This window comes from Duganella sp. CF402, assembly GCF_900109645.1.
GTDB lineage: Bacteria > Pseudomonadota > Gammaproteobacteria > Burkholderiales > Burkholderiaceae_D > Rugamonas.
This window is the reverse complement of record NZ_FOBG01000002.1, coordinates 98,570-125,052: the sequence shown is the minus strand read 5'-3', so window position 1 is coordinate 125,052 and position 26,483 is coordinate 98,570. Positions and strand designations below refer to the sequence as shown.

Here is a 26,483-nt window from a genome sequence, read left to right as displayed (position 1 = left end):
AAGAGAGAGAACATGAGCAGCAAGAACTACGGCCCGGAATACGTCCGCGCCATCGCACCATACCAGGCAGGCAAACCAATTTCGGAAGTTGCGCGCGAATTCGGCCTTGATGAGGCGAGCATTGTGAAGCTGGCATCGAACGAGAATCCGTTCGGCGTGCCGGAATCGGCCAGGCAGGCCATGACCGAGGCAGTGGCGGAACTGGGTCGCTACCCGGACGCCAACGGCTTCGATCTGAAAGGCGCGCTGGCCAAGCGCTACGACGTGCCGGCTGACTGGATCACGCTGGGCAACGGCTCCAACGACATTCTGGAAATCGCCGCGCATGCATTTGTGGAGCGCGGCCAGTCGATCGTGTATGCGCAGTATTCGTTTGCGGTGTATGCGCTGGCGACGCAGGGCGTCGGCGCGCAGCACATCGTGGTGCCGGCCAAGGCGCACGGCCACGACCTGCCGGCGATGCTGGCGGCGATTCGCGACGATACGCGTCTGGTGTTCGTCGCCAATCCGAACAACCCGACCGGCACGTTTATCCCGGCGGCGGAGATCGAGGCGTTCATCGCCAAGGTGCCGGCGCACGTGGTGGTGGTGCTGGATGAGGCTTACAACGAATTCCTCGCGGCCGAGCATCAGTTCGAGTCGGCGGAATGGGTGAAGAAGTATCCTAACCTGCTGGTATCGCGTACCTTCTCGAAAGCGTACGGTTTGGCAGGCCTGCGCGTGGGCTTCGCGATTGCGCAGCCGGCGTTGACGGATCTGATGAACCGTATTCGCCAGCCGTTCAATGTGAACTCGCTGGCGCAGGCAGCGGCCATTGCGGCGCTGAACGACAAGGAATTCCTGGCGCAGAGCGCGGCCAATAATGCGGCTGGCTACCAGCAGTTTGTGGAAGCGTTCGAGCAGATGGGCCTTGAGTATGTGCCGTCCTACGGTAACTTCGTGCTGGTGAAAGTGGGCAGCGATGCTGGTGCTGGCGCGCGCGTGAACTTGTCGCTGCTGAAGCAGGGCGTGATTGTGCGCCCGGTCGGCAACTACGGCCTGCCGGAGTGGCTGCGTATTTCCATCGGCCTGCCGCAGGAGAATGCGGTCTTCATCGCGGCGTTGGCGAAAGCATTGGCGGAGTAATGCTGAACAAAGTCGTTATTTTTGGCGTAGGCCTGATCGGCGGCTCGTTCGCGCGCTCGCTGAAGAAGGCTGGCGCCGTGCGGCAGATCGTTGGTGTCGGCCGCTCGGCCGCATCGATGGCGCGCGCGCTGGAGCTGGGCATCGTTGACGCCATCGGCGTCGCTGGCGAACAGGCCTCGCTAGCCGAGGCGCTGCAAGGCGCGGAGCTGGTGCTGCTGGCCGCACCGGTGGCGCAGACCGAGACGATCCTGGCGGCGATTGCGCCGCATCTGCAAGCCGGCACGGTGGTGACCGATGCGGGCAGCACCAAGTCCGACGTGGTGGCTGCCGCGCGCCGTGCACTGGGCGACAAGGTCGCGCAGTTCGTGCCGGGCCATCCGATCGCCGGCCGCGAAACCAACGGCCCGGATGCGGCCATCGACAATCTGTATGTCGGCAAGAAGGTGGTGATCACCGCGCTGGCCGAGAATACGGAGGCTGACGTGGAACGCGTGGCGGCCGCATGGCGCGCCTGCGACGCCATCATCCACCGCCTGACGCCAGAGGAGCACGACAAGGTCTTCGCTGCGGTGAGCCATCTGCCGCACCTGCTGGCCTACGCGCTGGTGGACGACATCGCCAGGAAACCGCACGCCGACCTGCTGTTCCAGTACGCCGCCAGCGGTTTCCGCGACTTCACCCGCATCGCCGGCTCGTCGCCGGAGATGTGGCGCGACATCAGCCTGGCCAACCAATCGGCCCTGCTGGTGGAACTGGATGCCTACATGGCGCAACTGACCGCACTGCGCGCGCAACTGGCCTCCGGCGACGGCGCCGGTTTGGAGCGCGTCTACAGCAACGCCCAGCACGCCCGCCACCAATGGATAACCGCGATTGAAACGGCCGAAGCGCCGCCATCGCAAGATAAAGCAGACTAATATGACTACCCACGAATTCCTCGACCTGCAAACGGTCGCCCACGTTGAAGGCGCGGTGCGCCTGCCGGGCTCCAAGTCCATCTCCAATCGCATCCTGCTGCTGTCGGCGCTGTCGCAAGGGCAGGTGGCCATCGTTGACCTGCTGGCCTCCGACGACACCGCCGTGATGCTGGCCGCGCTGCGCGCCCTCGGCGTCCAATGGACCGAAGAGAAAACCGCCGCCGGCACTGTCCACCACGTCACCGGCGTGGCCGGCGTGCTGCCGAATAAGTCGGCCGATCTGTTCATGGGCAACGCCGGCACCGCGATCCGCCCGCTGACCGCCGCGCTGGCCGTGATCGGCGGCGACTACACGCTGCACGGTGTGCCGCGCATGCACGAGCGCCCGATCGGCGATCTGGTCGACGCCCTCAACGCCGCCGGCACCAATGTCGAATACACCGGCAATCCGGGCTTCCCGCCGCTGCACATCAAGCGGGGCAAGATCACCACCGAGCGCCTGTCGGTGCGCGGTGACGTGTCGAGCCAGTTCCTGACCGCGCTGCTGATGGTGGCGCCGTTGATGGCCAAGGACCACGCGATCACCATCGACGTCATCGGCGAGCTGATTTCCAAGCCGTACATCGAGATCACGCTGAACCTGATCCGCCGCTTTGGCGTCAAGGTCGAGCAGAACGGCTGGGAGTCGTTCACCATCCAGCCGGGCCAGGTCTACCAGTCGCCGGGCACCATCCACGTCGAGGGCGATGCGTCGTCGGCGTCGTACTTCCTGGCGGCCGGCGCGATTGCCGGCGGCCCGGTGCGGGTGGAAGGCGTGGGCAAGGATTCGATCCAGGGCGACGTGCGCTTTGCCGCCGCGCTGGAGCAGATGGGCGCGCAGATCACGATGGGCGACAACTGGATCGAGGCGCGCGCCAATGGTCCGCTGAAGGCCATCGACGCCGATTTCAATCACATCCCGGACGCCGCCATGACCATCGCTGTGGCCGCGCTGTACGCCGACGGCCCGTCGACGCTGCGCAATATCGCCAGCTGGCGCGTCAAGGAAACCGACCGCATCGCCGCGATGGCGGCCGAACTGCGCAAGGTCGGCGCCATCGTGGAGGAGGGGCCGGACTACATCAAGGTCACGCCGCCGGCCGCGCTGACGCCTGCTACCATTGATACCTACGACGACCACCGCATGGCCATGTGCTTCTCGCTGACCGCGCTGGACGGCGCGCTGCGCAAGGGCGCGGCGGTACGCATCAACGATCCTAAATGCGTCAACAAGACTTTCCCTGAATACTTCAAGGCGTTTGCCGAAATAGCAAAATAAAGAATATGCCAACATCCCAGATTCCAGTCATCACCATCGACGGCCCTACCGCATCCGGCAAGGGCACGGTCGCACATCGCGTTGCCGATAAGCTCGGCTTCCATTACCTGGACTCGGGCGCCCTGTACCGTTTGACCGCGCTGTCGGCCTTGCGCCGCGGCACCGATCTGACCGACGAGCACGCGCTGGCCAAGCTGGCCGAACACTTGCAGTGCAGTTTCCAGGGCGGCGACATCATCTTGTCGCAGGAAAACGTCAGTGACGCCATCCGCGCCGAAGAGGTCGGCAACACCGCCTCCAAGATCGCCACGTTCCCGGCCGTGCGCCACGCGCTGGTGGGGCTGCAGCTGGGTTTCCGCAAGGCGCCGGGGCTGGTGGCGGATGGCCGCGACATGGGCTCGGTGATCTTCCCGCACGCCGCGCTCAAGGTGTTTTTGACGGCCTCGGTCCAGGCCCGCGCCGAGCGCCGCTATAAGCAATTGATCGACAAGGGATTTTCTGCTAATATGCAAGACCTACTGGTGGATTTGCAGGCGCGGGACGATCGGGATACAAACCGGACCATCGCGCCGCTGGCCCCAGCGGAAGGCGCACTGGTGCTCGACACCTCTGAAATGAACGCTGATCAAGCGGTCGATCAGGTGTTGGCATGGTACGCCTCGGTCGTAAAGTAATACCACTTTATCAACCTAACCCAGTTGAAGTCGCATACCGCGAGCCTTGCTGGCAACCTGGAAACACAATGTCTAATATGGAAAGTTTTGCAGCCCTCTTCGAAGAATCCCTGTCGCGTCAAGACATGCGTTCGGGCGAAGTGATCTCGGCTGAAGTCGTTCGTCTGGATCACAACTTCGTGATCGTCAACGCCGGCCTGAAATCGGAAGCATTCATCCCTGTTGAAGAATTCAAGAATGACCAAGGCGAACTGGAAGTCAAAGTAGGTGACTTCGTTTCCGTGGCCATCGAATCGCTGGAAAATGGTTTCGGCGATACCATCCTGTCGCGCGACAAAGCCAAGCGTCTGGCGTCGTGGCTGGCACTGGAAAAAGCAATGGAGTCGGGCGAGATCGTGGTCGGCACCGTGAACGGCAAAGTCAAGGGCGGCCTGACCGTGCTGACCAACGGCATCCGTGCCTTCCTGCCAGGTTCGCTGGTGGACACCCGTCCAGTCAAAGACACCACCCCATTCGAAGGCAAAACCCTCGAATTCAAAGTTATCAAACTGGACCGCAAGCGTAACAACGTGGTGCTGTCGCGTCGCGCCGTGATCGAAGCTTCGATGGGCGAAGAGCGTCAGAAACTGATGGAAACGCTGAAAGAAGGCACCGTGGTGACCGGCGTTGTGAAAAACATCACCGACTACGGCGCGTTCGTGGATCTGGGCGGCATCGACGGCCTGCTGCACATCACCGACCTGGCATGGCGTCGTGTGCGTCACCCATCGGAAGTGCTGACCGTGGGTCAAGAGATCACCGCGAAAGTCCTGAAATACGATCAAGAGAAGAACCGTGTTTCGCTGGGCGTGAAGCAACTGGGCGACGATCCTTGGACCGGCCTGTCGCGTCGCTACCCACAAGGCACCCGCCTGTTCGGTAAAGTCACCAACCTGACCGACTACGGTGCGTTCGTTGAAGTTGAACAAGGCATCGAAGGCCTGGTGCACGTGTCGGAAATGGACTGGACCAACAAAAACGTCGCTCCTAACAAAGTGGTCCAGCTGGGCGACGAAGTAGAAGTGATGGTTCTGGAGATCGACGAAGAGCGTCGCCGTATCTCGCTGGGCATGAAACAGTGCAAAGCCAATCCTTGGGACGACTTCGGCGTGACCCACAAGAAGGGCGATAAAGTCCGTGGCGCGATCAAATCGATCACCGACTTCGGCGTGTTCATCGGCCTGGCCGGCAACATCGACGGCCTGGTACACCTGTCCGACCTGTCGTGGACCGAGTCCGGCGAAGAAGCCGTACGCAAGTTCAAGAAAGGTGACGAACTGGAAGCCGTGGTGCTGGCCATCGACGTGGAGCGCGAGCGCGTTTCGCTGGGCGTGAAGCAACTGGAAGGTGATCCATTCAACAACTTCGCCGCCATGAACGACAAAGGTTCGCTGGTGACCGGCACCGTGAAATCGGTGGAGCCTAAAGGCGCCGTGATCCAACTGTCGGAAGAAGTTGAAGGCTACCTGCGCGCTTCGGAAATCTCGCGTGACCGCGTGGAAGATGCTGGCACCCACCTGAAAGTCGGCGACTCCGTCGAAGCTCTGGTGATCAACATCGACCGTAAAGCACGTTCGATCCAGCTGTCGATCAAAGCGAAAGACTCGGCTGACACCGCTGAAGCGATGAAAAACATCGCTTCGGACAGCAGCGCCGCTTCGGGCACCACCAGCCTGGGCGCACTGCTGAAAGCCAAGCTGGACAACAAGAACTAAGAACTAGTCGATGACTAAGTCCGAACTGATCAACCGCCTGGCTGAGCGTTATTCTCAGCTGGTGGCCAAGGATGCGGAATATGCCGTCAAGACCATTCTGGATGCGATGACCAACGCCCTGGCGACCGGTCAGCGCATCGAGATCCGCGGTTTTGGCAGCTTTGCCCTCAACAGCCGGCCGCCGCGCATCGGACGCAATCCGAAGTCGGGCGACAAGGTGATGGTGCCGGAAAAACGGGTGCCGCACTTCAAGCCGGGCAAGCAGTTGCGCGAGCGGGTTGACGCGATGGTCGGGCAACCGATCATCGAGGACTGAAGCATTCAATAGTTAAACAAAGCGGCGTCCTTCGGGATGCCGCTTTTTTTTTGTTGCCCGAGGTGCGATACTGGCGCTCTCGGAACTACACCACAGGACACCGGCTGATGAGATTCATCTCCACCTTCATAGGCTTCGTCATCTTTGTCTTGTTTTTCGGCTTCGCGCTGAAGAACTCGCAGGAAGTCGATCTGCAACTGTTCCTGCACTACGAGCTGCGTGGCCCGCTGGTGCTGATGCTGCTGGGCTTTTTCGTGGCCGGCGCCGTGCTCGGCGTGCTGGCGCTGACGCCCACCGTGTTCCGCCACCGCCGCGAAGCGAACAAACACAAGACCACCCTCCACGCGCTGCAAGCGTCGGCCCTGCAGGCGAACCAGCAGCCGCAGCCGGACAGCGTCAACACACAATAAACAATAACGACAAGTACACAGCATGGAATTTGAACTCTGGTGGTTACTGGGCATCCCGGTTTTCTTCGGCCTTGGATGGGTGGCGGCGCGGGTCGACATCCGCCAGCTGCTGTCGGAATCGCGCACCCTGCCGCGCGGCTATTACAAGGGCTTGAACCACCTGCTCAACGAGCAGCCCGACAAGGCGGTCGACGCCTTTATCGAAATCGTGCGGCTGGACCCGGAATCGGCCGAGATGCACTTCGCGCTCGGTAACCTGTTCCGCCGGCGCGGCGAGACCGAGCGCGCCATCCGCGTGCACCAGAACCTGCTGGCGCGGCCCGACCTGCCGCAGGAGCAGAAGGAGCATGCGCAGTATGAGCTGGGCATGGACTACCTGAAGGCCGGCCTGTTGGACCGCGCCGAGGAAACCTTCAACACGCTGCTCAACGGCGCCTATTCGGCGCAGGCGCGGCGCGCGCTGCTGGAGATTTTCCAGCGCGAGAAGGAGTGGCCGCGCGCGATCGAAGCGGCGATCGGCCTGCAGGAATCGGGCGCCGGTTCGCGCCAGAAGGAAATCGCGCAGTTCTACTGCGAGCTGGCGCAGGACGCGCTGGTGCACCTGCATCCGGAGGAAGCGCTGGCGCTGCTGGAGAAATCGCTGCAGGCCGACCGCGTCAACGTGCGCGCCACCCTGCTGACCGGCGATGCCCAGCTGGCGCAGGGCGATGTGGAGGGCGCGCTGCTGACCTGGCGCCGCGTCGAGCAAATCAGCGTGCCGCACGTGGCGCTGGTGGCGCAGCGCCTGATGGACGGTTACCGCAAGGTCGGGCGTCCGCAGGAAGGCGTCAACCTGCTGAAGTCCTACCTGGAGCAGGCCTCGTCCATCGATCTGGTGGAGGTGGTGTACAAGGCGGTGCTGGAGCTGGATGGCGTGGAAGCGGCCAAGCAACTGGTCAGCGACCAGCTGCGCCGCACGCCCACCTTGCTGGGCCTGGACAAGTTCCTGGAGGCGCGCCTGATGGATGCGCCGGCGGCGGTGGTGCCGGAGCTGTCGATGGTGAAGAACCTGGTGCACGGCTACACCCAGAAGCTGGCGCGCTACCAGTGCAGCCACTGCGGCTTCAAGGCGCGCCAGTTTTACTGGCAGTGCCCTGGCTGCAGCAAGTGGGAAACCTACCCGCCGCGCCGCACCGAAGAATTGAATGTGATGAATTAACCCGCGCCGCCGTCATCCCGGCGTAGGCCGGGATCCATGCTGAGTGTGCTGTACTGACAGCGTGCAATTGGGTCCCGGCCTGCGCCGGGACGACGGTGGTGGTTGAAAGGCTACTGCTATGAAAATTACTATTATCGGCACCGGCTACGTCGGCCTGGTCACTGGCGCCTGCCTGGCGGAGCTGGGCAATGATGTGTTCTGCCTGGACGTTGACCAGCGCAAGATCGACCTGCTCAACAGCGGCGGCATTCCGATCCACGAGCCGGGCCTGGACGAGGTGGTGGCGCGCAACCGCGCGGCCGGCCGCATCCAGTTTTCGACCGATGTCGCGGCCTCGGTCGCGCATGGCGAGGTGCAGTTCATCGCGGTCGGCACGCCGCCCGACGAAGACGGCTCGGCCGACCTGCAGTACGTGCTGGCCGCCGCCCGCAACATCGGCAAGCACATGACCGGCTTCAAGGTCATCGTCGACAAGTCGACCGTGCCGGTGGGCACCGGTGACCGCGTCAAGGCGGCGTTGCAGGAAGAGTTGACCGCGCGCGGCGCCAATGGCCAAGCCACGTTCTCGGTGGTGTCGAATCCGGAATTCCTGAAAGAGGGCGCGGCGGTCGAGGACTTCATGCGCCCGGACCGCATCGTGATCGGCCATGACAGCGCGGCCGACGGCCAGAAGGCCGCCGCCATCATGAAGAAGCTGTACGCGCCGTTCAACCGCAACCACGAGCGCACCTTCTGGATGGACGTGCGCTCGGCCGAGTTCACCAAGTACGCCGCCAACTCGATGCTGGCCACCCGCATCTCGTTCATGAACGAACTGGCCAACCTGGCCGACCGCGTCGGCGTCGACATCGAGGCGGTGCGCCACGGTATCGGTTCCGATCCGCGCATCGGCCACAGCTTCCTGTACGCCGGCGCCGGCTACGGCGGCTCCTGCTTCCCGAAAGACGTGCAGGCGCTGGAGCGCACCGCACGCCAGTACGACCAGGACTTGCTGATCCTGCGCGCGGTGGAGGCGGTCAACGACAAGCAAAAGCTGGTGCTGGGCCAGAAGGTCATCAAGCGCTTCGGCGAGGATTTGCGCGGCAAGCACTTTGCCGTGTGGGGCCTGGCCTTCAAGCCGAATACCGACGACATGCGCGAAGCGCCGTCGCGCGTGCTGGTGCGCCAGTTGATCGACGCCGGCGCCACGCTGGCGGTGTACGATCCGGTGGCCATGCCGGAAGCGCAGCGCGTGCTGGCGCTCGACCTGACGGCCGACGAGCTGGCGCGCGTGCGCTTCGCCGACAGCCCGATGGACGCGCTGACCGGCGCCGAAGCGCTGGTGATCGTCACCGAGTGGAAGGCCTTCCGCAGCCCGGACTTCGCGCGCATCAAGGCGGCGCTCAAGCAGGCTGTGATCTTCGACGGCCGCAATCTGTTCGAGCCGGAAGCGATGGCCGAAGCGGCGTTTGAATACCACGGCATCGGCCGTTCCATCCTGACCCGCACTTAACGAGGCCGCACCGTGACGAAAAATCTGGATCAAGTCCGCATTCTGGTGGTCGGCGACGTGATGCTGGACCGCTACTGGTTCGGCGATGTGAGCCGCATTTCGCCGGAAGCACCGGTGCCGGTGGTGCGCATCGAGAAGCGCGAGGCGCGCCTCGGCGGCGCCGCCAACGTGTCGCGCAACGCGGCGGCGCTGGGCGCACAGGCCGGCCTGCTGGGCATCGTCGGCAACGACGAGGCGGGCGATGAAGTGGCGTCGCTGCTGGCCGGCGGCGGCATCCGCAGCTACCTGAAACGCGACGAGGCGATTTCCACCATCATCAAGCTGCGCGTGATCGGCCGCCAGCAGCAGATGGTGCGCATCGACTTCGAGGAAGCGCCGACCGATACGGTCCTGCGCGACAAGCTGGAACAGTTCAAGGCGCTGCTGGCCGATTACGATGTGATTGTGCTGTCGGACTACGCCAAGGGCAGCCTGGTGGCGGTGGCCGACATGATCGCCGCCGCGCGCGCGGCCGGCAAGGTGGTGATGGTCGATCCGAAGGGCGACGACTTTTCGCGCTACGCCGGCGCCACCGTGCTGACGCCGAACAAATCGGAATTCAAGCGCATCGTCGGCTCGTGGAACAGCGAGGAGCAGCTGACCGCCAAGGCGCAGGCCTTGCGCGCGGAACTGAAACTCGATGCGCTGCTGCTGACCCGCTCGGAAGAGGGCATGACCTTGTACACCGACGGCGCGCAGCATCACACCCCGGCGCAGGCGCGCGAGGTGTTCGACGTCTCCGGCGCCGGCGACACGGTGATCGCGACGATGGCGTGCATGCTGGGCGCCGGCGCCGGCTGGCAGGAAGCGGTGGAAACCGCCAACCGCGCCGGCGGCATCGTGGTCGGCAAGCTGGGGACGGCCACCGTCACGCACGAGGAATTGTTCGGCGCTTGATCTGTCTCAACGGCGCTATGGCCGTGCTCCGTTAAGGTGCTCTATCAAGGTGCGAATAGGCGCATCTTGCTTAACTTTAACGGAGACTGTGATGATCAAGAAACTATTGCTGGCCGTTGCGACGCTGGTGGCAACCATGACCTTCGCGTGGGCGCAGGTCGATGTCAACAAGGCCGATGCGGCCGCGCTCGATAGCATCCGTGGCCTGGGGCCGGCCAAGACCAAGGCCATCCTCGAAGAGCGCAAGAAGGGCGAGTTCAAGGACTGGTCCGATTTCGAGCAGCGCGTCAAGGGCATCGGCGAGAAGAACGCGGTCAAGCTGTCCGCCGCCGGCCTGCAGGTGAACGGCAAGTCGAAAGATGGTGCGCCGGCCAAGGCCAGCAAGTAAGATAGTGGCTTTCCAACGGCCCGCAGTGCAACGCTGCGGGTCTTCACCACGGAGACCGCTGTATGCAGCTCAAACCGCAGTTGGCGCCCATTGCGCTGGCCCTGCTGATCGCAGCGCCGGCAATGGCCGCAGAACCTGATACCAACCGTCATCAGGCCCAGATCGACCAGATCGTCAAACAAATTTCCCCTGCGCGCATCGAGGCGACCATCCGCAAGCTGGTGGGCTTCCGCACCCGCCACACCATGTCGGACACGGTGTCCGAGACCGAAGGCATCGGCGCGGCGCGGCGCTGGATCAAGGCGGAGCTGGAGCGCTGCGGCGCCGGTACCGCCTTGCAGGTGGAATTCGACAGCCATATCGCGCCGGTCTCCGCGCGTATCAGCCGCCCGACCGAGATCGTCAACGTGGTGGCGACCCTGCCGGGCACGCAGGAGGCGTCGGCGCAGCGCATGTACGTGGTCAGCGGCCACTATGATTCGCGCAACACCGACGTGATGGACGCGACGGGCGACGCGCCGGGCGCCAACGACGACGCCTCTGGCACCGCCGCCGTGATGGAGATGGCCTGCGTGATGGCCAAGTACAAATTCGACGCCACGCTGGTGTTCATGACGGTGGCGGCCGAGGAGCAGGGCTTGCTGGGCGCGGCGCATTGGGCCGAGCAGGCCAAGCAGAAGAACCTCAACATCGCCGGCATGTTCACCAACGACATCATCGGCAGCTCGCGCGACGAGCATGGCAAGAAGGACGACACCCAAGTGCGCCTGTTCGCCGAAGGCCTGCCGGTACAGAAGGAGAACAGCGACGTGGTGCGCACCCTGATCCAGACCGGCGGCGAGAACGATTCGCTGTCGCGCCAGCTGGCGCGCGCGGTGAAGGAAGCGGGCGAGCGTTATGTGCCGAAGTTTAAAGTCAACGTGATCCAGCGGCGCGACCGCTACCTGCGCGGCGGCGATCACATGCCGTTCCTGGAGCGCGGCTACGCGGCCCTGCGTTTCACCGAGCCGGCCGAGGACTTCAATCACCAGCACCAGAACATCCGCACCGAGAACGGTGTGCTGATCGGCGATCTGCCGCAATACAACGACTACAACTACATCGCCAAGGTGGCGCGCGTGAATGCGGCGGCGCTGTCGTCGCTGGCGCTGGCGCCGGCCGCGCCGCAGAAGGTGCAGGTGCGTACCGCCAAGCTGCAGAACGATACCGAGCTGGTTTGGCAGGCCAACAGCGAGCCGGATCTGGCGGGCTATCGCATTGTGTGGCGCGATACCACGGCGGCGGACTGGCAGCATGCGAAGTTCGTCGGCAAGGTGACCGAGTACACCATGCCGCAGTCGAAAGACAATGTGTACTTCGGCGTGCAGGCGATTGATGTGGATGGCAACGTCAGCCCGGCCAGCTATCCGACGCCGCTGCGCTGACATGAAGATTTCCCGCATCCTCCACGCCGGCTACGTGTTCGAAAGCGGCGGCACGCAGATCGTGTTCGACCCGGTGTTCGAGAACCCGTTCAGCCGCAACTGCCACGCGTATCCGGACGTGCGCTTCGACCTTGCGCAGGTGAGGGCGCTGCGGCCGGATGCGGTGTTCATCTCGCACTTCCACGACGATCACTGCTCGCTGGAGAGCCTTGACCTGCTGGACCGCGCCACGCCGATTTATCTCTACTGCCTGTTCGACGAACTGTTCGCCATGATCCGCGAACTGGGCTTCGTCGATGTGCGGCCGCTGACGCTGGACGTGCCGGTGCTGGTGGGCGGTTTTGAGGTGATCCCGCGCCGCGCGCTGGAAGCGGATGTGGACTCGATGTTCCAGATCCGCGCCGAAGGTTTGAATGTGCTCAACGTGGTCGATTCGTGGATGGATCCGGAAACGCTGGAACAGCTCAAGCCCTACGCGCCGTGGGACATGGTGCTGTGGCCATTCCAGACCATGCGCGAGGTGGACGTGATTGCGCCATCGCGCGCAGCGGCGGCCGGGCGTGGACCGGTCGAACTGCCGGATGAGTGGCCGGAGCAGCTGCAAGCGCTGGCGCCGCGCTACGTGGTGCCCAGCTCCTGCCAGTTCCGGCAGGAGCCGTGGTCGTGGTACAACCACGCCATGTTCCCGATCACTTACAAGCGTTTTGCGGAAGCGGTGGGCGTATGGCTGCCGGCCGCGCAAGTGGTGCGCCTGAATCCCTCGGTCGCGGTGGAGCTGACGGCCGATGCGCTGAGCGCCGCCGCACCGCTGCCGTGGGTGCAACCGGTCGGCGATCAAAATGTCGACTACGAATACGATCCCGGCATCGTGCCGCCGCCCACCGCCGACATCGCGCGCCACTTCACCGCGCTGAGCGACGAACAAAGCGCGCAGGTAGAGGCGTTCTGCCGCGCGGGCCTGATCGAGCGCTATGAGGACATGGAGCTGCCGGAAGACAGCTACTTCGCCTCACCGTGCGTGTGGCAGCTGTCCGTCTACGATCATGAAGGCGTCGCGCAGCACTACCGCTACCGCATCCACGGCGATAGCATTGCGCCGATGGGCGACGAAGAAGCGCCGACGTGGCGCACCGAAATCCCTGCCGCCAAACTGTACGCCGGCCTGGCGCTGGGCGAATCGCTGACCTCCATGTACATGCGCATCGAAGGCGCGCCTGAGGATGCCGATATCGTCGACGACCCGCTGATCCGCACCCTGTTCGACAACGCCTTCGCCGCCTACCAGGCCGCGCAACTGGCCCGCATCAAGGGCGCTTAGTCTACGTCCTCCAACGTGTCCCACGCGCGGCGGTATTTAGGCAGGCGGCGCTCCAATGTGTTCTGCGCCTGATCATTGGCATGGGCAACCAGCGTGAGCGCGGTGCTGAGTGCATCGCTCATGGCCTTGGCGGCGATCTTCATCGATTCGGCCGGCGTAGTTGGCGCAGCGGCGGTTTGCCTGCTCAGTTGCGCACGCAACTGGCCGGCACTGATCCAGCGTTTCTGGCCCGGCATCAGTATCCAGATTTCACGCCAGGCATTGCGACCGTCGCCGGCAACCTGCTTGGCCAGTTGATGCGGCGATATGGCATCGCCTTTGTAGATCAATTCGTCGCCAACGATGGCGGCGGTGTGCCAGCAATCGCGGACCCGCAGGCGTATCCGCGTGCCTTCGGGCAGGAATAGTTGTTTCCATTGATAGCCGCGCGCGGGAAGGGCATCGGCCCGGCTCTTGGCGATCCATAGCTGGACCGCTTTGATCAGCGCTTCGCTTGGCGACAGCGTGCTGCCGCTCTCACGCAAATAACTGCGCAGCTCGTCATAAACAATTGCCGGGAGTATAGGCGGCGGGCTCTCATGCACTGCCTTGGCGGGATTCATTCTCTTTCTCCTTTCTCTTTCGTTCTCTTTTTATCTCTTCCTGTCTCTTGGACCTGCGTGCGCAGGAAGAGTTCAAAAAAGAGAGAAAGAGACAAAAAGAGAAAGGCAAAAGAGAACGTTTCCCGCCAAGGGTGGGGCAGACACCCCACCAACCCCTGTCCTCAACTTGTCGAGCAGCAAGGCACTGAACTGATGTTATGCTGGATGTATGAAGATATTCCGAACCTTATTCAGCCGCGAAAAGCCAGTTCCAGCTTCGGCCCCAACTCCAACTCCAACTCCAACTCCAGCGCCTATTTCGCCTTACCAACATCTTTTGGAGAAAGTCTGCAATTCTAAATCGGCAGACTTCCTGTTGCAATCTGCGGCCCATCCTTCTGGCTATGTGCGCGAAGCGGTGCTGCACCGTATCGCAGAGTTGGCGTTGCCGGAGCTATTGCCAGCTGTGTTGGAGCGGTTGAATGATTGGGTCCCGCAAGTACAAGCCGTGGCCCGTACTGCCTTGATGAGACTGCTGCCTTTGTTGCCTACGGCGCAGTTGTTGGCGGCAATGCCGCTGATCTTGCGCCTGCACAGCGCAGGGCGAGGCGACTACGCCGCGTGGCTGGAGCAGTTTGAGCTGGCGCTGATTCGAACCGCGACTATCGATGACATCTGTGTGGGAGCGCGCGAGTCTGATATCAAGGTGGCACGCGCCTGCGTGCATGTGCTGGACAAGCACAACTTGCTTGATGCGCCCGCGTTGATAGCACTGATCTCGGATCGCAATGACGATATCGTGCTGGCCCGTCGTGCGGTGGAATTATGTTCGAGATTAACGTCTGAATTGCAGAGTGCCTTTTATCGGTCGGCGGTGCGCTCGCGGTTTGGTGCAATTCGAGCGATCGCAATGAGAAAGTTGCTGAACATGGAGAGTGAGCCGCGCGAGGAGCTTGCTATTGCTGCGTTACTGGAAGTACAGCCATCGGTTCGCTACGTTGCTGTGAATTATTTGTTGGCCGCAGGCTTGGACGTGCGTGCGCATTATCACAAGCTAGTGCAGCAAGGGCCGCACACCACGCAGCGTGTTCGCATTTGCCTGGCCGAACTCGCAGCCTTGCGTAATCCTGCTGATGTGGAGCTGGTGAAGTCTTATCAGTCGAGTGAGTATCCCAGCGTGAGGATGGCCGCGCGGGCAGCGTGGTTCAAGCTGGCCGAAAAGGACAAAGATGCGATCGCGCTGGCAGCCATGTGCGACCCTGCGGCAGGTCCGCGAAAATTCGCGACGCAATTGGTTCGCAGGCAGGGCGCCTATATTGCGTTTGCTGCCATTCGCGATGCGCTGGAGACCAGTGATGATATTGCTTTTTATTTGCGCCTGGCTGAAACCAATAAATGGAACTGGCTGGAATGCCTGGCCAGAGCCGGTGTGTTGCATGGCGCCGAGCAGGCATGCCGACTTGGTCTGGACTATGCGTTGGGAGCTTGGCTGAGGTCCAATGAATGGTACGTCTATCCTGACAAAGAGCAGCTGGCATTTCTGACTTCCAAGCCAGCCGCTACTTTCTTTAATCAATTGCTGGTGGCGCACCCGCAGCGCCTGCAAGCGCTTAATTCCGTACTTTATCAAGCGGCAAGTTAGCCAGGAACTGGTGGATTTGCGAGACTACGGCGGCACCTTCGCCGACGGCGGCGGCGACGCGCTTGGTGGAGGTGGCGCGCACGTCGCCGATCGCGAATACGCCTGGCACGCTGGTTTCCAGCGCCGCACGCGAGGGCAGGTCTTTGGGGTACACGCCGTTGGCGAAGTTGGCGCGGCACTGCGCCTTGGTCACATCAAAGCCGGTGCGGATGAAGCCATGCGGATCAACGTCGACGCCGCAGTCGCTGAGCCAGCCGGTGTTCGGATCGGCGCCGATGAACAGGAACACGCGGCACACGTCGTAGTCGCATTCCTCCTCGGTCTTGGCGTTGCGGATGCGGACTTGTTTGAGGCCATCCTCATCGCCTTCCAGCGCGATGATTTCGGTGCAGGTATGCAGCTCGATATTCGGCGTAGCCTGGATGCGCTCGATCAGATAGCTCGACATGGTGGACGACAAGCTCTCCTTGCGGATCAGCATGTGCACCTTGGACGCATAGCCCGACAAGAACACCGCCGCCTGTCCTGCCGAGTTGCCGCCGCCGACCAGCACGATTTCTTCCGTCTTGCACAGTTTGGCCTCGACCGGCGAGGCCCAGTAGTACACGCCCTTGCCCTCGAACTGTTTGAGGTTGGCCAGCGACGGCCGGCGATAACGCGCGCCGCACGACAGCACCACGGTGCGCGCCTTCAGGTGCTGCAGACTGCCGCACATTTCCACTTGCAGCGGATAGGTATCGCAAATCAAGCGTCCGGCCGGCGCCGGAATCGCGATCTCGACACCGAATTTCTGCGCCTGCACGTAGGCCCGTCCTGCCAGCGCACGGCCCGACACGCCGGTCGGGAAGCCGAGGTAGTTCTCGATGCGCGCGCTGGCGCCAGCCTGTCCGCCATAGGCGCGCGTTTCCAGCGCCAGCACCGACAAGCCTTCGGACGCCGCGTACACCGCCGTCGCCAATCCCGCCGGCCCGGCCCCGACCACGATCACGTCCCACACCTTGTCGCCATCGAGTTCGGGCAGCATGCCGAGGCAGCGGCCGATCTCGACCACGCTCGGGTTTTTCTTGACCACGCCGTCCGGACACACCACCAGCGGCAGTTCCTCCGCGCGCGGCTGGTAGTGCGCCATCAAGTCGGCAGCCTGCTTGTCATGCTCGGGATCGAGCACGGTATGCGGATGGCCGTTGGCGGCCAGGAAGGTTTGCAAGGTGTGGATGCGGCCATGCCCGCGCGGCCCGACGATCACCGGCCCGCCCGAACCCTGTTCGATCAGGCCGACGCGGCGCAGGATCAGCGCGCGCACGATGCGCTCGCCCAGCTCGGCGTGCGCCACCAGCAGCGCGCGCAAGGATTCCGACGGCACCACCAGCACTTCCACCTCGTCCACCGCGTAGCCGTTGCCCAGCGACGGCCGGCCCGACAGCTGCGCCACTTCGCCGCTGAACTGGCCGACCTGGTGGGTGGTCACGTAGGAGCTGTTGCCCAGGCCATCATAGCGCTCGACCCGGATCCCGCCTTTGAGCACCAGCATCAGGCCGAAGCTGGTCTTGCCGGCCTCGAAGATCATCTCGCCATCGCGGAAGCAGGCCACATGGCCGAAACGCTGCATGTGGCGGATGTCGGCCGCATTCAGCGTGGGGAACATCTGGTGGTGGCGCTGCTCGAGATTGTGGGCGGTGGCCAGCGATGGTTCGTCCGGAGTCAGTTCGGGCAGCAGGTCGGAAGGGGAGGTGGCCATGAGGATTCCGGAGATGAAGATGGTTGCACAAGTGTTGCCAGTCTAGCGCAAGCGGCCGCCCCCGTCCAAAGTCTTAAGGCGGAGCCGTACGCTTTCTGTCAACTCGGCTAAAATGTTTGTTTTGGCGAACTCAAACAAGAACACGATGGCTTACAAGACTCTGCAAGACACGATCGGCAACACGCCGCTGGTGCAGCTGGTGCGCCTGCCCGGCGCCGACGCGGCGGCCCGCAACAACATCATCCTCGGCAAGCTGGAAGGCAACAACCCGGCCGGCTCGGTCAAGGACCGCGCCGCCATGTCCATGCTCAAGCGCGCCGAGGAGCGCGGCGACATCAAGCCGGGCGACACGCTGATCGAGGCCACCAGCGGCAACACCGGTATCGCGCTGGCGATGGCGGCCGCCATCCGTGGCTACAAGATGCTGCTGCTGATGCCGGAAAACCTCAGCGTCGAGCGCCGCCAGAGCATGGCCGCCTACGGCGCGCAAATCATGCTGACGCCGAAAACCGGCGGCATGGAGTACGCGCGCGACATGGCCGAGCAATTGCAGAAGGACGGCAAGGGCATCATCCTGGACCAGTTCGGCAACCAGGACAATGCCCGCGCCCACTATGAAAGCACGGGACCGGAAATCTGGCGCGACACCGACGGCCGCATCACCCACTTCGTCAGCGCGATGGGCACCACCGGCACCATCATGGGCACCTCGCGCTATCTGAAGGAGCAAAATCCCGAGGTGCAGATCATCGGCGCCGAGCCGGAAGAGGGCTCGTCGATTCCGGGCATCCGCAAGTGGCCGGAAGCCTACCTGCCGAAAATCTACGACCGCTCGCGCGTCGACCGCGTGGAAGCCGTGTCGCAGGCGGCGGCCGAGCGCATGGCGCGCCGGCTGGCGGCCGAGGAAGGCATTTTCTGCGGCATCTCCGCCGCCGGCGCCTGCGAGATCGCACTGCGCATTTCGAACACGGTGGAAAACGCCACCATCGTGTTCATCGTCTGCGACCGTGGCGACCGCTACCTGTCCACCGGCGTGTTCCCGGCATAACCGAACGGCCAAACGCACGGTGCCCCCGTTCCCTCAAGAGGAAACGGGGGCACCGTTCAGTGGCGAACGCCGGCTGGATTAGCCGTTGTTATTGCCGCCGCCTGGGGTTTCGCCTTCTTTAGGCTTGAATTGCTTGTCGCTGATGCGGAACTTGTTGCGGCGGTCGCCCATCAAGTAACGCAGGTCGCGAATGCTCAGGTCCGATACTTCATGCATGCGGATCAGCAGCGAAGCACCGACCGGCAGGCGGTGGTGACGGATTTTGCTGATCACCGGCGGCGCCACTTCCAGTGCGCGCGACAGTGCCGCATCGTTTTTCAGACGCAGGTTCTCGATCAGGGTGTCGAGCAGGCGGTTGGGATTGTATTGCAGCAGATCATCGCCATCCGCATCGTTGTTCATGTCTATGCCGACTTGGTTTGTCATGTCGTCTTTTCCTTCTGTAAAGTTGTCCTGCAAAGTACAACACTCGGGGCTTTGCTGCGTCTATGTCCATCCTTACCAGGAGCACTCACACACGGACACGGGTTCCAGGATAACAAGTTTCATAATATCTACACAATTGTACAACAGTCTTCAATCTAATACTTAGCAGCAATAAAAAAAACACACTTCCCGCAGGGTATTGTTGTCCGACTGCAACATTGTGTGAGAATTATACACCGTCTGCTATGTTATGCTGCTTGTGCGCACTTTTAATTAACGGTTAAAGTTAATTCTATAGCAATTTCGTTGTAAAGTCGCCTACAGCCAGACTATTTCCGAGTATCAACTAAACCATACCGTGGGCTTGCCCACGGTACAAAGTTTTTTACGCTTGCTTACATTCCTGAAGTCATTCCCGCCACTGGCGCCGCCGCCGCGCCGCGCGCTTGCCTGATCGCCTGCCCCAGCTCCACCACCGACATCGCATAGAAATAACTGCGGTTGTACTGCGTGATGGCAAAGAAATTGGCGTTGGCCAGCCAGTACTCGGTCGGCTCGGCGCCGTTCTGCAAATCGACCAGGCCGTACAGCTGGTCCGGCGCCGGCGCCGCCGGGGTCACGCCGGCCGCGCCCAGTTCCGGCACGCGGTACTTGGCCACCAGGCCCTGGTTGATCATCGGCTCCCACGCGCGGTTGGGCGAGACCGTGGCCGCATACACCAGCGGGCCGGTCTGCTCGCGCTGCCAGCCGTGGCCGGCCAGGAAGGCGGCCACGCTGCCGATGGCGTCGGTGCTCGAGGCCAGCAGGTCGATCTTGCCGCTGCCGTCAAAGTCGACCGCGTATTTCATCACGCTGCTGGGCATGAATTGCGGCATGCCGATGGCGCCGGCAAACGAGCCTTTCAGCGACAGCGGGTCGATGCCGGTCTGGCGCGCGAACAGCAGCGTCGCTTCCAGCTCGCCACGGAAGAATGCCATGCGCTCGCGCCGCTGCGGCGCTTCCGGATACGAGAACGCCAGCGTGGTCAGCGCATCGAGCACGCGGAAGCGCCCGGTGTTGCGGCCGTACACGGTTTCCACGCCGATGATGCCGACCAGGATATCGGCCGGGACGCCGTACAGCGATTCGGCGCGCTGCAGCGCCTCGCTGTTCTCGTTCCAGAACTTGACGCCGGCGTCGATGCGCACCGGGTCGATCATCAGCTTGCTGTAGGCTTGCCAGTTCTTCGGCTTGCCCGGCGGCGCCGGCTTCACCAGCTGCACCGCCGCGTCGACAAAGCGCACCTGCGCCATCAGCGCATTGAGTTCGGCGCGGTCGAAACCGTCGCGCGCGGCGAGCTCGTCGAGGAAGGCGCGCACGTCCTTCCAGTCGCCGAAGTTGACGTATTCGCCGACATAGTCGACCGCCGGCGCGGCCTTTTTCTTGGGCGCGGCCGGCTTTTTCTTTTTCTGCATGCTGGGCGGCAGCGTGTAGCCGTAGGGATCGACGGCGGCGTGGCTGGTAGCGGTGGCGGTTGCTGCAGCGCCGAGCAGCAGGGCGGTAATCAGGTTTTTCATCGGCATAAAGATAGCAGTGTTTTCAGCGTCGCCAGCGACGCATGACGTGATTCGGTCCCGCCGGCGCCATACTTCAGCCTACCGTACAGGTGTAAAAACTGGTCCATCGCAGCATGTTTTTCCTCGCTGGCCGGCATCGCCCGCAGGCGCGCCGCATAGCTGTGCGGGCCTTCGCTGGGCCGCCGCGCGATCCCGTGGCGCGCCTGCTGGCGGCAAAACGCCGCGTACAAGCCGTCCAGCGGATCGGCCGGGCGCTGGCGGCGGCGCCAGCGCAGCAGCCACAGCAGGCCCACCACCAGCGCCGCGCCCAGCGCGCTGCGCCAGTTGCCGAAGGCGGCGCCTAGTTCTTCGAGGAAACTTCGCTGCCTCTCTGGATTGTAATCCAGTACCCATTGATTCCAAGAATTATTCAACGCCGCATAGTTGTATCTGAGTTGCGCCAGCCACGAATCGGGATCGTTCTGCAGGTTCAGCAGCGGCGCCAGGGCAAACCCGCCGAAGCCGGCGAAGCCTGACGGGCGCGGCAGCGCGCGCGCCAGGCTGCGCTGGATGCGCGCGGGCGCCACGGCGGCGGTCGGGTCGACCCGCTGCCAGCCGTGCTGCGCGGTCCAGATCTCGGCCCAGGCGTGGGCATCGGACTGGCGCACCGTGACATAGCCGTCGACCGGATTGCGTTCGCCGCCCTGGTAGCCGGTCACCACGCGCGCCGCCACGCCCAGCGCCCGCATCAGCACCACGTAGGCGCCGGCGTAGTGCTCGCAAAAGCCGGCGCGGCTGCCAAACAGGAAGTCGTCGACCGCGTCGCGGCCCAGCAGCGGCGGCTCCAGCGTGTAGCTGTAGTTTTGCGTGCGAAAGCGCATCAGCACCGCCTGGCTCAGCTGGCGGGCGTCGGCGCCGGGCAGGCTGGCGCGCAGCTGCTGCGCCAGCGCCAGCGTGCGCGGGTTGTAGCCGGCCGGCAGTTCCAGCCAGCGCGCCATGCGTTCGGGCTGCTCGCCGGCCTGCAGCGTGACGTCAAGATAGGCGCTGGCGCGAAAGCGCAGCCGGCGCTCGACCGGATCGGCGGTGTACAACTCCATTTCGTCGCTGTCGCGCAGGCGGTGGCCGGGCAGCTGGACCTGCGGCGCGGCCAGCTCCAGTAGCGCCAGCCAGCGGGTGTTGCTGGCTTCGAGGATGGTTTCGTAGTGCACCGGCGCGCCGCGCGCCCGGATGGCGATATCGAGCCGCTGCAGGCCGCGCTTGCGCGGCACCCGGGTCCAGGTGCGGCCGTCGTAGTCGCCCAGCACGATGCTGCGCCAGTACAGCTGCGGCTGGGCCGGCGCCGGGCCCGGATCGAGGAAGCGCACGCGGAACGCCACCTCGTCCGATTGCGCCAGCGAGGACAGGGTGCCGGGCGCCATCGTGTCGCTGAGGCCGGTCTTGCCGCCCAGCGCGTCGCCGGGCAGGCCCCACAGCGGGCCTTGCAGGCGCGGGAAGCCAACGAACAGCAGCGCCGCCAGCGGCGCGGCCAGCAGGCACAGCTGGGCGCTGGTGCGCAGGCGCTGGCGCAGCGGCGGCACCACGCCGGTGTACTGGAAGGTCAGCTGGGCGGTCAGCAGCACCACCAGGGTGAGCGCCACGTACAGCGCGGCCGGGATCGATTGCGAATACAGGAAGCTGGTCAACAGCACGAAGAAGCTGAGGAAGATCACCACGAACAGGTCGCGCCGCGCGTGCATTTCCAGCAGCTTGAAGGCCAGCAGCAACACCAGCATGGCGACGCCGGCGTCGCGGCCGAGCAGGGTGCGGAAGGTGAGGTAGACGCCCGCCATCGCCGCCAGCGCGACCGGCACCAGCAGCCACACCGGCGGCATGCGCTTGCCCAGCCAGGTGATGGCGGCGCGCCACAGCAGCGTGACGCCGGCCAGGGCGCTGATCCACAGCGGCAGGTGCGCCGCGTGCGGCGCCAGCACCATCAGCGCGGCCACCAGCAGCAACAGCGTGTCCGACTTGTCGCGCGTCAGCCGCAGCGCAAAGCGCGCGCCGAGTCCCGCCGCGCCGGCGGCAGCGCCGCGTGGCGGCATCGGCGTGGGCGGTAGCGTGTCGCTCATTGCCCCTCCTTGCCGAACAGCGCCAGCGCGCGCAGGCAGGCGGCGCGGTGGGCGTCGCCGAGCGCGGGACCGTAGTCGTGCTGCGCCAGCCGGAAGCGATAGGGCAGGGCGCGCTGCTCCGCCTGCAGCACCCAGCTGGCCATGCGCGCCAGCTTCTGTTCCAGATCGCCGTGCAGCGGCAGCGCCGCAAAATCAAGACACAGCTCGGCCACCGCGCCGCCCTCGAAATGCTTGCTCACCAGTTGCCCGCCCAGCGCCGGATCGTGGCGCGCGATCTGCCGCCACGCCAGATGCTTGAGCGGATCGCCGGGCTGGTAGCTGCGGATGCCGGCGAAATTGTCGAGCCCCACCGTGCCATGCCCATCCTCGCTGGCCGCGCCGCTGGACGGCAGCGGCGGCGCCGGCAGCTCGGGCGCCGGATACACCAGCACCTGCGCATCCGGCCGCCAATAGGCCCAGGCGCGGAACAGCCCAAGGGGAAAGCGCGTCACCAGCCGCACGCGCGGCGCCGTCAGCCAGCCGCGCTCACTGCTGCGCGCCGCCAGCAGCACCGCGCTGCTGCCGCCGGCCGCCACGTCGGTCACATGGCGCGGCTCGCCGTCGGCCTGGAAGCCGAGCCACACCGCATAGCGATCCTGCTTGCTGCGGTTCAGCAGATGCAGCTCGAACTGCGCCTCCTCGCCGGCAAACACCGGCTGCGCGCGGCCCGGCGCCAGCTGCAGCTGCGCCAGGTTTTTCGCGGTCAGCACCATATCGGCCACGGCGCAGGCGGCGGCAAAAAAGGTCAGCGCAAAGCCCAGGCCCAGGCTGTAATTGAGGGCGCCGATCAGCATCACCAGCAGCAGCACCGCAAACGCCAGTCCGGCGCGGGTCGGCACGATGAACACGCGGCGATTGGTCAGCGTCACCGTGCCCGCTTCGGCGTCGCGCAACTGGAACAGCCACTGGTCGCGGCCCTTGCGGTACAAGGCTTGCAGCGCCGCCACCATGATGGCCTACACCGGCACCGACTCTTGCAGCCGCAACACCAGGTCGCGGCTGGCCAGCGCCACGCCGTGCGCCGATTTCAAGGGCCGCAGGCGATGCGCGCACACCGGCACCAGCACCGCCTGCACATCTTCCGGCAGCACATGGTCGCGGCCTTCCAGCGCGGCCCAGGCGCGCGCCGCCTGCAACAGCGCGATCGCCGCGCGCGGGCTCAGGCCCTCGGCAAACATGCCGTTCTGGCGCGAGGCGGCCGCCAGCGCCTGCACATAATCGATCAGGGCGGCCGAGGCGTGGATCTGGCGCAGCCCTTGCTGCGCCTGCGCCAGTTCGGCCGGCGTCATGGCCGCCGGCAGCGACTTGAGCAGCAGGCGCCGGTCCTCGCCCATCAGCAGCGCGCGTTCGGCCGCCGCATCGGGATAGCCGAGCGAAAGACACATCAGGAAGCGGTCCAGCTGCGACTCCGGCAGCGGGAAGGTGCCGATTTGATGGGTCGGATTCTGGGTGGCGATCACAAAGAACGGTTCCGGCAGCGCGCGCGTGACGCCGTCGGCGCTGACCTGGCGTTCCTCCATTGCTTCCAGCAAGCCGGATTGGGTCTTGGGCGTGGCGCGGTTGATTTCATCGGCCAGCAGCACCTGGGTGAAAATCGGCCCCGGATGGAACACAAAGCCATTGCTCTCGCGCTCGAAAATCGAAATGCCGTTGACATCGGCCGGCAGCAGATCGCTGGTGAACTGGATGCGGTTGAAGCGCAGGCCGAGCGACACCGCCAGCGCATGCGCCAGCGTGGTCTTGCCCACGCCCGGCACATCCTCCACCAGCAAATGGCCGCCGGCCAGCAGGCAGGTCAGCGCCTGGCGGATCTGCAGCTCCTTGCCGACGATGATCTCGCCCACCTGCCGGGCCACGGCGTGCAATTTTGCGGTCATGATATGTATGGTAGATTAGCGCCTGAGGGGATTCTATGCGAGAAACAGCTCGCAGCAGTAAAAATAACATGACCACAGCCATCTACAGCCATCCCGATTGCCAGCGCCACGACATGGGCGACTGGCACCCTGAATCACCGGCGCGCCTGCAAGCCATCGCCGACCAGCTGATCGGTTCGCACATCAGCGACCTGCTTGAGCACCGCGAAGCGCCGCTGGTCGATATCGCCGACCTGGAGCGCAACCACTCGCGCAACGCCATCGCCATCGTGCGCGACAACGTGCCGGAAGAAGGCGAGTGCTACCCGCTGGACGCCGACACCTCGCTCAACGCCTGGAGCTGGCGCGCCGCCCAGCGCGCCGCCGGCGCCGCCGTGGCCGCGACCAACGCCGTGCTCGACGGCGAAATCAACAACGCCTTCTGCTCGGTGCGCCCGCCGGGCCACCATGCGCGTCCGATCGAGCCGATGGGCTTCTGCCTGTTCAACAACGTGGCGGTGGCGGCCAAGCATGCGCTGGAGGTGCGCGGCCTGAAGCGCGTGGCCATCGTCGACTTCGACGTCCACCACGGCAATGGTACCGAGGAAGCGTTTATCGACGAGCCGCGCGCGCTGATGGTGAGCTTCTACCAGCACCCGCTGTACCCGTACAGCGAGCCGCAGCCGATCACCGCCAATCAAGTCAACGTGCCGGTGCCGGCCCACACCAAGGGCGACGTGGTGCGCCGGATCGTGACGGAGCAATGGCTGCCGGCGCTGCACGCCTTCAAGCCGGAAATGATCTTCATCTCGGCCGGCTTCGACGCCCACCGCGAGGACGATATCGGCGGCATGGGCCTGGTGGAAGCCGACTATGCGTGGATGACCGAGCAGATGATGGAAGTGGCGCGCCAGCACGCGCAAGGGCGCATCGTCAGCTGCCTCGAAGGCGGCTACAACCTGTCGGCGCTGGGCCGCAGCGTGGTGGCCCACCTCAAGGCGCTGGCCGAGATTTAGGCGCCGGGCCGCAGGATCACCTTGCGGCAATCTTCCTCTTTTTTATCGAACAGGTGATAGCCATGCGCAGCCTGCTCGAGCGGCAGGCGGTGCGTGATGATCGCTTCCGGCTGCAGCTTGCCTTCCCCGATGCGTTCCAGCAGCAGCGGCATGTGCTGCTGCACGTGGGTCTGGCCGCCACGGATGGTGATGCCTTTTTCAAAGGCGTCGCCGAACAGGAAGCCGTGGATAAAGCCGGCATACACGCCCGGCACGCTGACGATGCCGCCGCGCCGCACCGCCGCGATGCACTGGCGCAGCGCGGCGCCGCTGCTGCCTTCCAGCTTCAGGTTGGTGAGCGCGGTTTCCAGCGTGCTGCCCTTGGCCTCGAAGCCGACCGCGTCGATCACCGCGTCGACGCCACGGTTGGCGGTATGGCTGATGATCACCTCGGCAGCGTCGGCCTGGTCGAAATCGATCGGAATCACGCCATAGGCGTCGCGCGCGAACCCCAGCCGGTAGGCATGGTGATCGACCATGAAGACGGTCTCGGCGCCCAGCATGCGCGCGCAAGCGGCCGCCATCTGGCCGACCGGGCCGGCGCCGAAAATCGCCACTGAGCTGCCGGGTTTGACGTTGGCGTTGAGCACCGCCTGATAACCGGTCGGCAGGATATCGCTGAGGAACAGCACCTGCTCGTCGGTCAGCGCATCGGGAATCTTGATCGGTCCTACATTCGCCTTCGGCACCCGCGCATACTCGGCCTGGCCGCCCGGCACGCCGCCATAGAAGTGGCTAAAGCCAAACAGCGCGGCGCCGGGACGCAGCGATTTTTTATTCATGATGGTGCCGCGATCGGGATTGGTGGTCTCGCAGGCCGAATACAGCGCCATGTCGCAGAAGTGGCAGCTGCCGCAGGCGATCACGAACGGCACCACCACGCGGTCACCCTTCTGCAGCGCGGTCACGCCGCTGCCGGTGTCGACCACCTCGCCCATGAATTCGTGGCCGAGGATGTCGCCGCTCTTCATGCCGGGCACCTTGCCGCGATACAGGTGCAGGTCGGAGCCGCAGATGGCGGTGGCGGTGATGCGGATGATGACGTCGTCGGCTTCCTGCAAGATGGGATCGGGAACCGTATCGACCTTGACCTCATGGGCCGAGTGATAGACAAGAGCGCGCATGGCAGGCCTCCGTGGAAGAGTGGAGCCCCATCATGCCGCGCATGGCCGGCGCGTGCTGTCG

At 64.2% G+C, this 26,483-nt stretch carries 24 protein-coding genes; 16 read left to right on the top strand and 8 right to left on the bottom strand.

Annotated elements, in window-relative coordinates; translation table 11 throughout:
• Positions 1–12: 12 nt before the first annotated feature.
• The 13 genes from hisC (at position 13) to BMZ70_RS18540 (ending at position 13,270) form a co-directional block, all read left to right on the top strand.
• Positions 13–1,125, top strand: a complete 1,113-nt coding sequence (gene hisC / locus BMZ70_RS18600) for a histidinol-phosphate transaminase (RefSeq protein ID WP_092278178.1) — start codon at positions 13–15, stop codon at positions 1,123–1,125.
• Positions 1,125–2,042 (top strand): prephenate dehydrogenase, encoded by a 918-nt coding sequence (locus tag BMZ70_RS18595; RefSeq protein ID WP_175500804.1) that lies wholly within the window; start codon positions 1,125–1,127, stop codon positions 2,040–2,042. The genes hisC and BMZ70_RS18595 overlap by 1 nt, the downstream gene beginning before the upstream one ends.
• A gap of 1 nt (position 2,043) precedes the next feature.
• The gene (aroA, locus tag BMZ70_RS18590) at positions 2,044–3,360 is read left to right on the top strand and encodes a 3-phosphoshikimate 1-carboxyvinyltransferase (RefSeq protein ID WP_092278176.1); all 1,317 of its coding nucleotides are present in this window, start codon (positions 2,044–2,046) and stop codon (positions 3,358–3,360) included.
• Between the two features lie 5 nt (positions 3,361–3,365).
• Positions 3,366–4,034, top strand: coding sequence for a (d)CMP kinase (gene cmk / locus BMZ70_RS18585; protein ID WP_092278174.1), 669 nt, complete (start codon positions 3,366–3,368; stop codon positions 4,032–4,034).
• 77 nt (positions 4,035–4,111) lie between these two features.
• Positions 4,112–5,788 (top strand): 30S ribosomal protein S1, encoded by a 1,677-nt coding sequence (gene rpsA, locus BMZ70_RS18580; RefSeq protein ID WP_092278172.1) that lies wholly within the window; start codon positions 4,112–4,114, stop codon positions 5,786–5,788.
• A 10-nt stretch (positions 5,789–5,798) separates the two neighbouring features.
• A complete protein-coding gene (locus tag BMZ70_RS18575; RefSeq protein WP_008446215.1) occupies positions 5,799–6,104 on the top strand; it encodes an integration host factor subunit beta in 306 nt (101 codons plus the stop codon).
• 107 nt (positions 6,105–6,211) lie between these two features.
• Positions 6,212–6,514: a LapA family protein gene (locus BMZ70_RS18570; RefSeq protein ID WP_092278170.1), complete on the top strand. Its 303-nt coding sequence runs from the start codon at positions 6,212–6,214 to the stop codon at positions 6,512–6,514.
• A 22-nt stretch (positions 6,515–6,536) separates the two neighbouring features.
• Positions 6,537–7,712: a lipopolysaccharide assembly protein LapB gene (lapB, locus tag BMZ70_RS18565; protein WP_092278168.1), complete on the top strand. Its 1,176-nt coding sequence runs from the start codon at positions 6,537–6,539 to the stop codon at positions 7,710–7,712.
• Between the two features lie 118 nt (positions 7,713–7,830).
• Complete coding sequence (locus BMZ70_RS18560) at positions 7,831–9,204, top strand: UDP-glucose dehydrogenase family protein (protein WP_092278166.1); 1,374 nt, start codon at positions 7,831–7,833, stop codon at positions 9,202–9,204.
• Positions 9,205–9,216: 12 nt separating this feature from the next.
• Positions 9,217–10,140 (top strand): D-glycero-beta-D-manno-heptose-7-phosphate kinase, encoded by a 924-nt coding sequence (gene rfaE1 / locus BMZ70_RS18555; protein WP_092278164.1) that lies wholly within the window; start codon positions 9,217–9,219, stop codon positions 10,138–10,140.
• A gap of 91 nt (positions 10,141–10,231) precedes the next feature.
• The gene (locus BMZ70_RS18550; RefSeq protein WP_092278162.1) at positions 10,232–10,528 is read left to right on the top strand and encodes a ComEA family DNA-binding protein; all 297 of its coding nucleotides are present in this window, start codon (positions 10,232–10,234) and stop codon (positions 10,526–10,528) included.
• 62 nt (positions 10,529–10,590) lie between these two features.
• A complete protein-coding gene (locus tag BMZ70_RS18545) occupies positions 10,591–11,952 on the top strand; it encodes a M20/M25/M40 family metallo-hydrolase (protein ID WP_092278160.1) in 1,362 nt (453 codons plus the stop codon).
• Position 11,953: 1 nt separating this feature from the next.
• Positions 11,954–13,270 (top strand): MBL fold metallo-hydrolase, encoded by a 1,317-nt coding sequence (locus BMZ70_RS18540; protein ID WP_092278158.1) that lies wholly within the window; start codon positions 11,954–11,956, stop codon positions 13,268–13,270.
• Here the strand turns inward: BMZ70_RS18540 and BMZ70_RS18535 are convergent.
• Positions 13,267–13,872 carry a hypothetical protein gene (locus tag BMZ70_RS18535; protein WP_092278156.1) on the bottom strand — a complete coding sequence of 202 codons (606 nt, stop codon included), beginning with the start codon at positions 13,870–13,872 and terminating at the stop codon, positions 13,267–13,269. The two genes, BMZ70_RS18540 and BMZ70_RS18535, sit on opposite strands and share 4 nt — an antisense overlap.
• A gap of 208 nt (positions 13,873–14,080) precedes the next feature.
• Between BMZ70_RS18535 and BMZ70_RS18530 the strand changes: the two genes are divergently transcribed.
• Positions 14,081–15,493, top strand: a complete 1,413-nt coding sequence (locus tag BMZ70_RS18530; protein ID WP_130301118.1) for a hypothetical protein — start codon at positions 14,081–14,083, stop codon at positions 15,491–15,493.
• Here the strand turns inward: BMZ70_RS18530 and BMZ70_RS18525 are convergent.
• The gene (locus BMZ70_RS18525; protein WP_092278152.1) at positions 15,462–17,231 is read right to left on the bottom strand and encodes an FAD-dependent oxidoreductase; all 1,770 of its coding nucleotides are present in this window, start codon (positions 17,229–17,231) and stop codon (positions 15,462–15,464) included. The two genes, BMZ70_RS18530 and BMZ70_RS18525, sit on opposite strands and share 32 nt — an antisense overlap.
• A gap of 145 nt (positions 17,232–17,376) precedes the next feature.
• Here BMZ70_RS18525 and cysM point away from each other — a divergent pair, with 145 nt between their 5' ends.
• Positions 17,377–18,279 (top strand): cysteine synthase CysM, encoded by a 903-nt coding sequence (gene cysM, locus BMZ70_RS18520; protein ID WP_092278150.1) that lies wholly within the window; start codon positions 17,377–17,379, stop codon positions 18,277–18,279.
• Between the two features lie 78 nt (positions 18,280–18,357).
• Here the strand turns inward: cysM and BMZ70_RS18515 are convergent, their stop codons facing one another.
• From BMZ70_RS18515 to BMZ70_RS18495, 5 genes are all read right to left on the bottom strand, one after another.
• A complete protein-coding gene (locus BMZ70_RS18515) occupies positions 18,358–18,705 on the bottom strand; it encodes a hypothetical protein (RefSeq protein WP_092278148.1) in 348 nt (115 codons plus the stop codon).
• Positions 18,706–19,100: 395 nt separating this feature from the next.
• Positions 19,101–20,267: a lytic murein transglycosylase B gene (gene mltB, locus BMZ70_RS18510; protein ID WP_092278146.1), complete on the bottom strand. Its 1,167-nt coding sequence runs from the start codon at positions 20,265–20,267 to the stop codon at positions 19,101–19,103.
• Positions 20,258–22,348, bottom strand: a complete 2,091-nt coding sequence (locus tag BMZ70_RS18505; protein ID WP_092278144.1) for a transglutaminase TgpA family protein — start codon at positions 22,346–22,348, stop codon at positions 20,258–20,260. Before BMZ70_RS18505 ends, mltB begins: the two co-directional genes overlap by 10 nt.
• Positions 22,345–23,337 (bottom strand): DUF58 domain-containing protein, encoded by a 993-nt coding sequence (locus BMZ70_RS18500; RefSeq protein WP_092278142.1) that lies wholly within the window; start codon positions 23,335–23,337, stop codon positions 22,345–22,347. Before BMZ70_RS18500 ends, BMZ70_RS18505 begins: the two co-directional genes overlap by 4 nt.
• Before the next feature lie 6 nt (positions 23,338–23,343).
• Positions 23,344–24,264, bottom strand: a complete 921-nt coding sequence (locus BMZ70_RS18495) for an AAA family ATPase (RefSeq protein ID WP_092278140.1) — start codon at positions 24,262–24,264, stop codon at positions 23,344–23,346.
• A 68-nt stretch (positions 24,265–24,332) separates the two neighbouring features.
• Between BMZ70_RS18495 and BMZ70_RS18490 the strand changes: the two genes are divergently transcribed.
• Positions 24,333–25,259, top strand: a complete 927-nt coding sequence (locus tag BMZ70_RS18490) for a histone deacetylase family protein (RefSeq protein WP_092278138.1) — start codon at positions 24,333–24,335, stop codon at positions 25,257–25,259.
• Here the strand turns inward: BMZ70_RS18490 and BMZ70_RS18485 are convergent.
• A complete protein-coding gene (locus BMZ70_RS18485) occupies positions 25,256–26,422 on the bottom strand; it encodes a zinc-dependent alcohol dehydrogenase (protein ID WP_092278136.1) in 1,167 nt (388 codons plus the stop codon). The genes BMZ70_RS18490 and BMZ70_RS18485 overlap by 4 nt on opposite strands.
• Between the last annotated feature and the right edge of the window lie 61 nt (positions 26,423–26,483).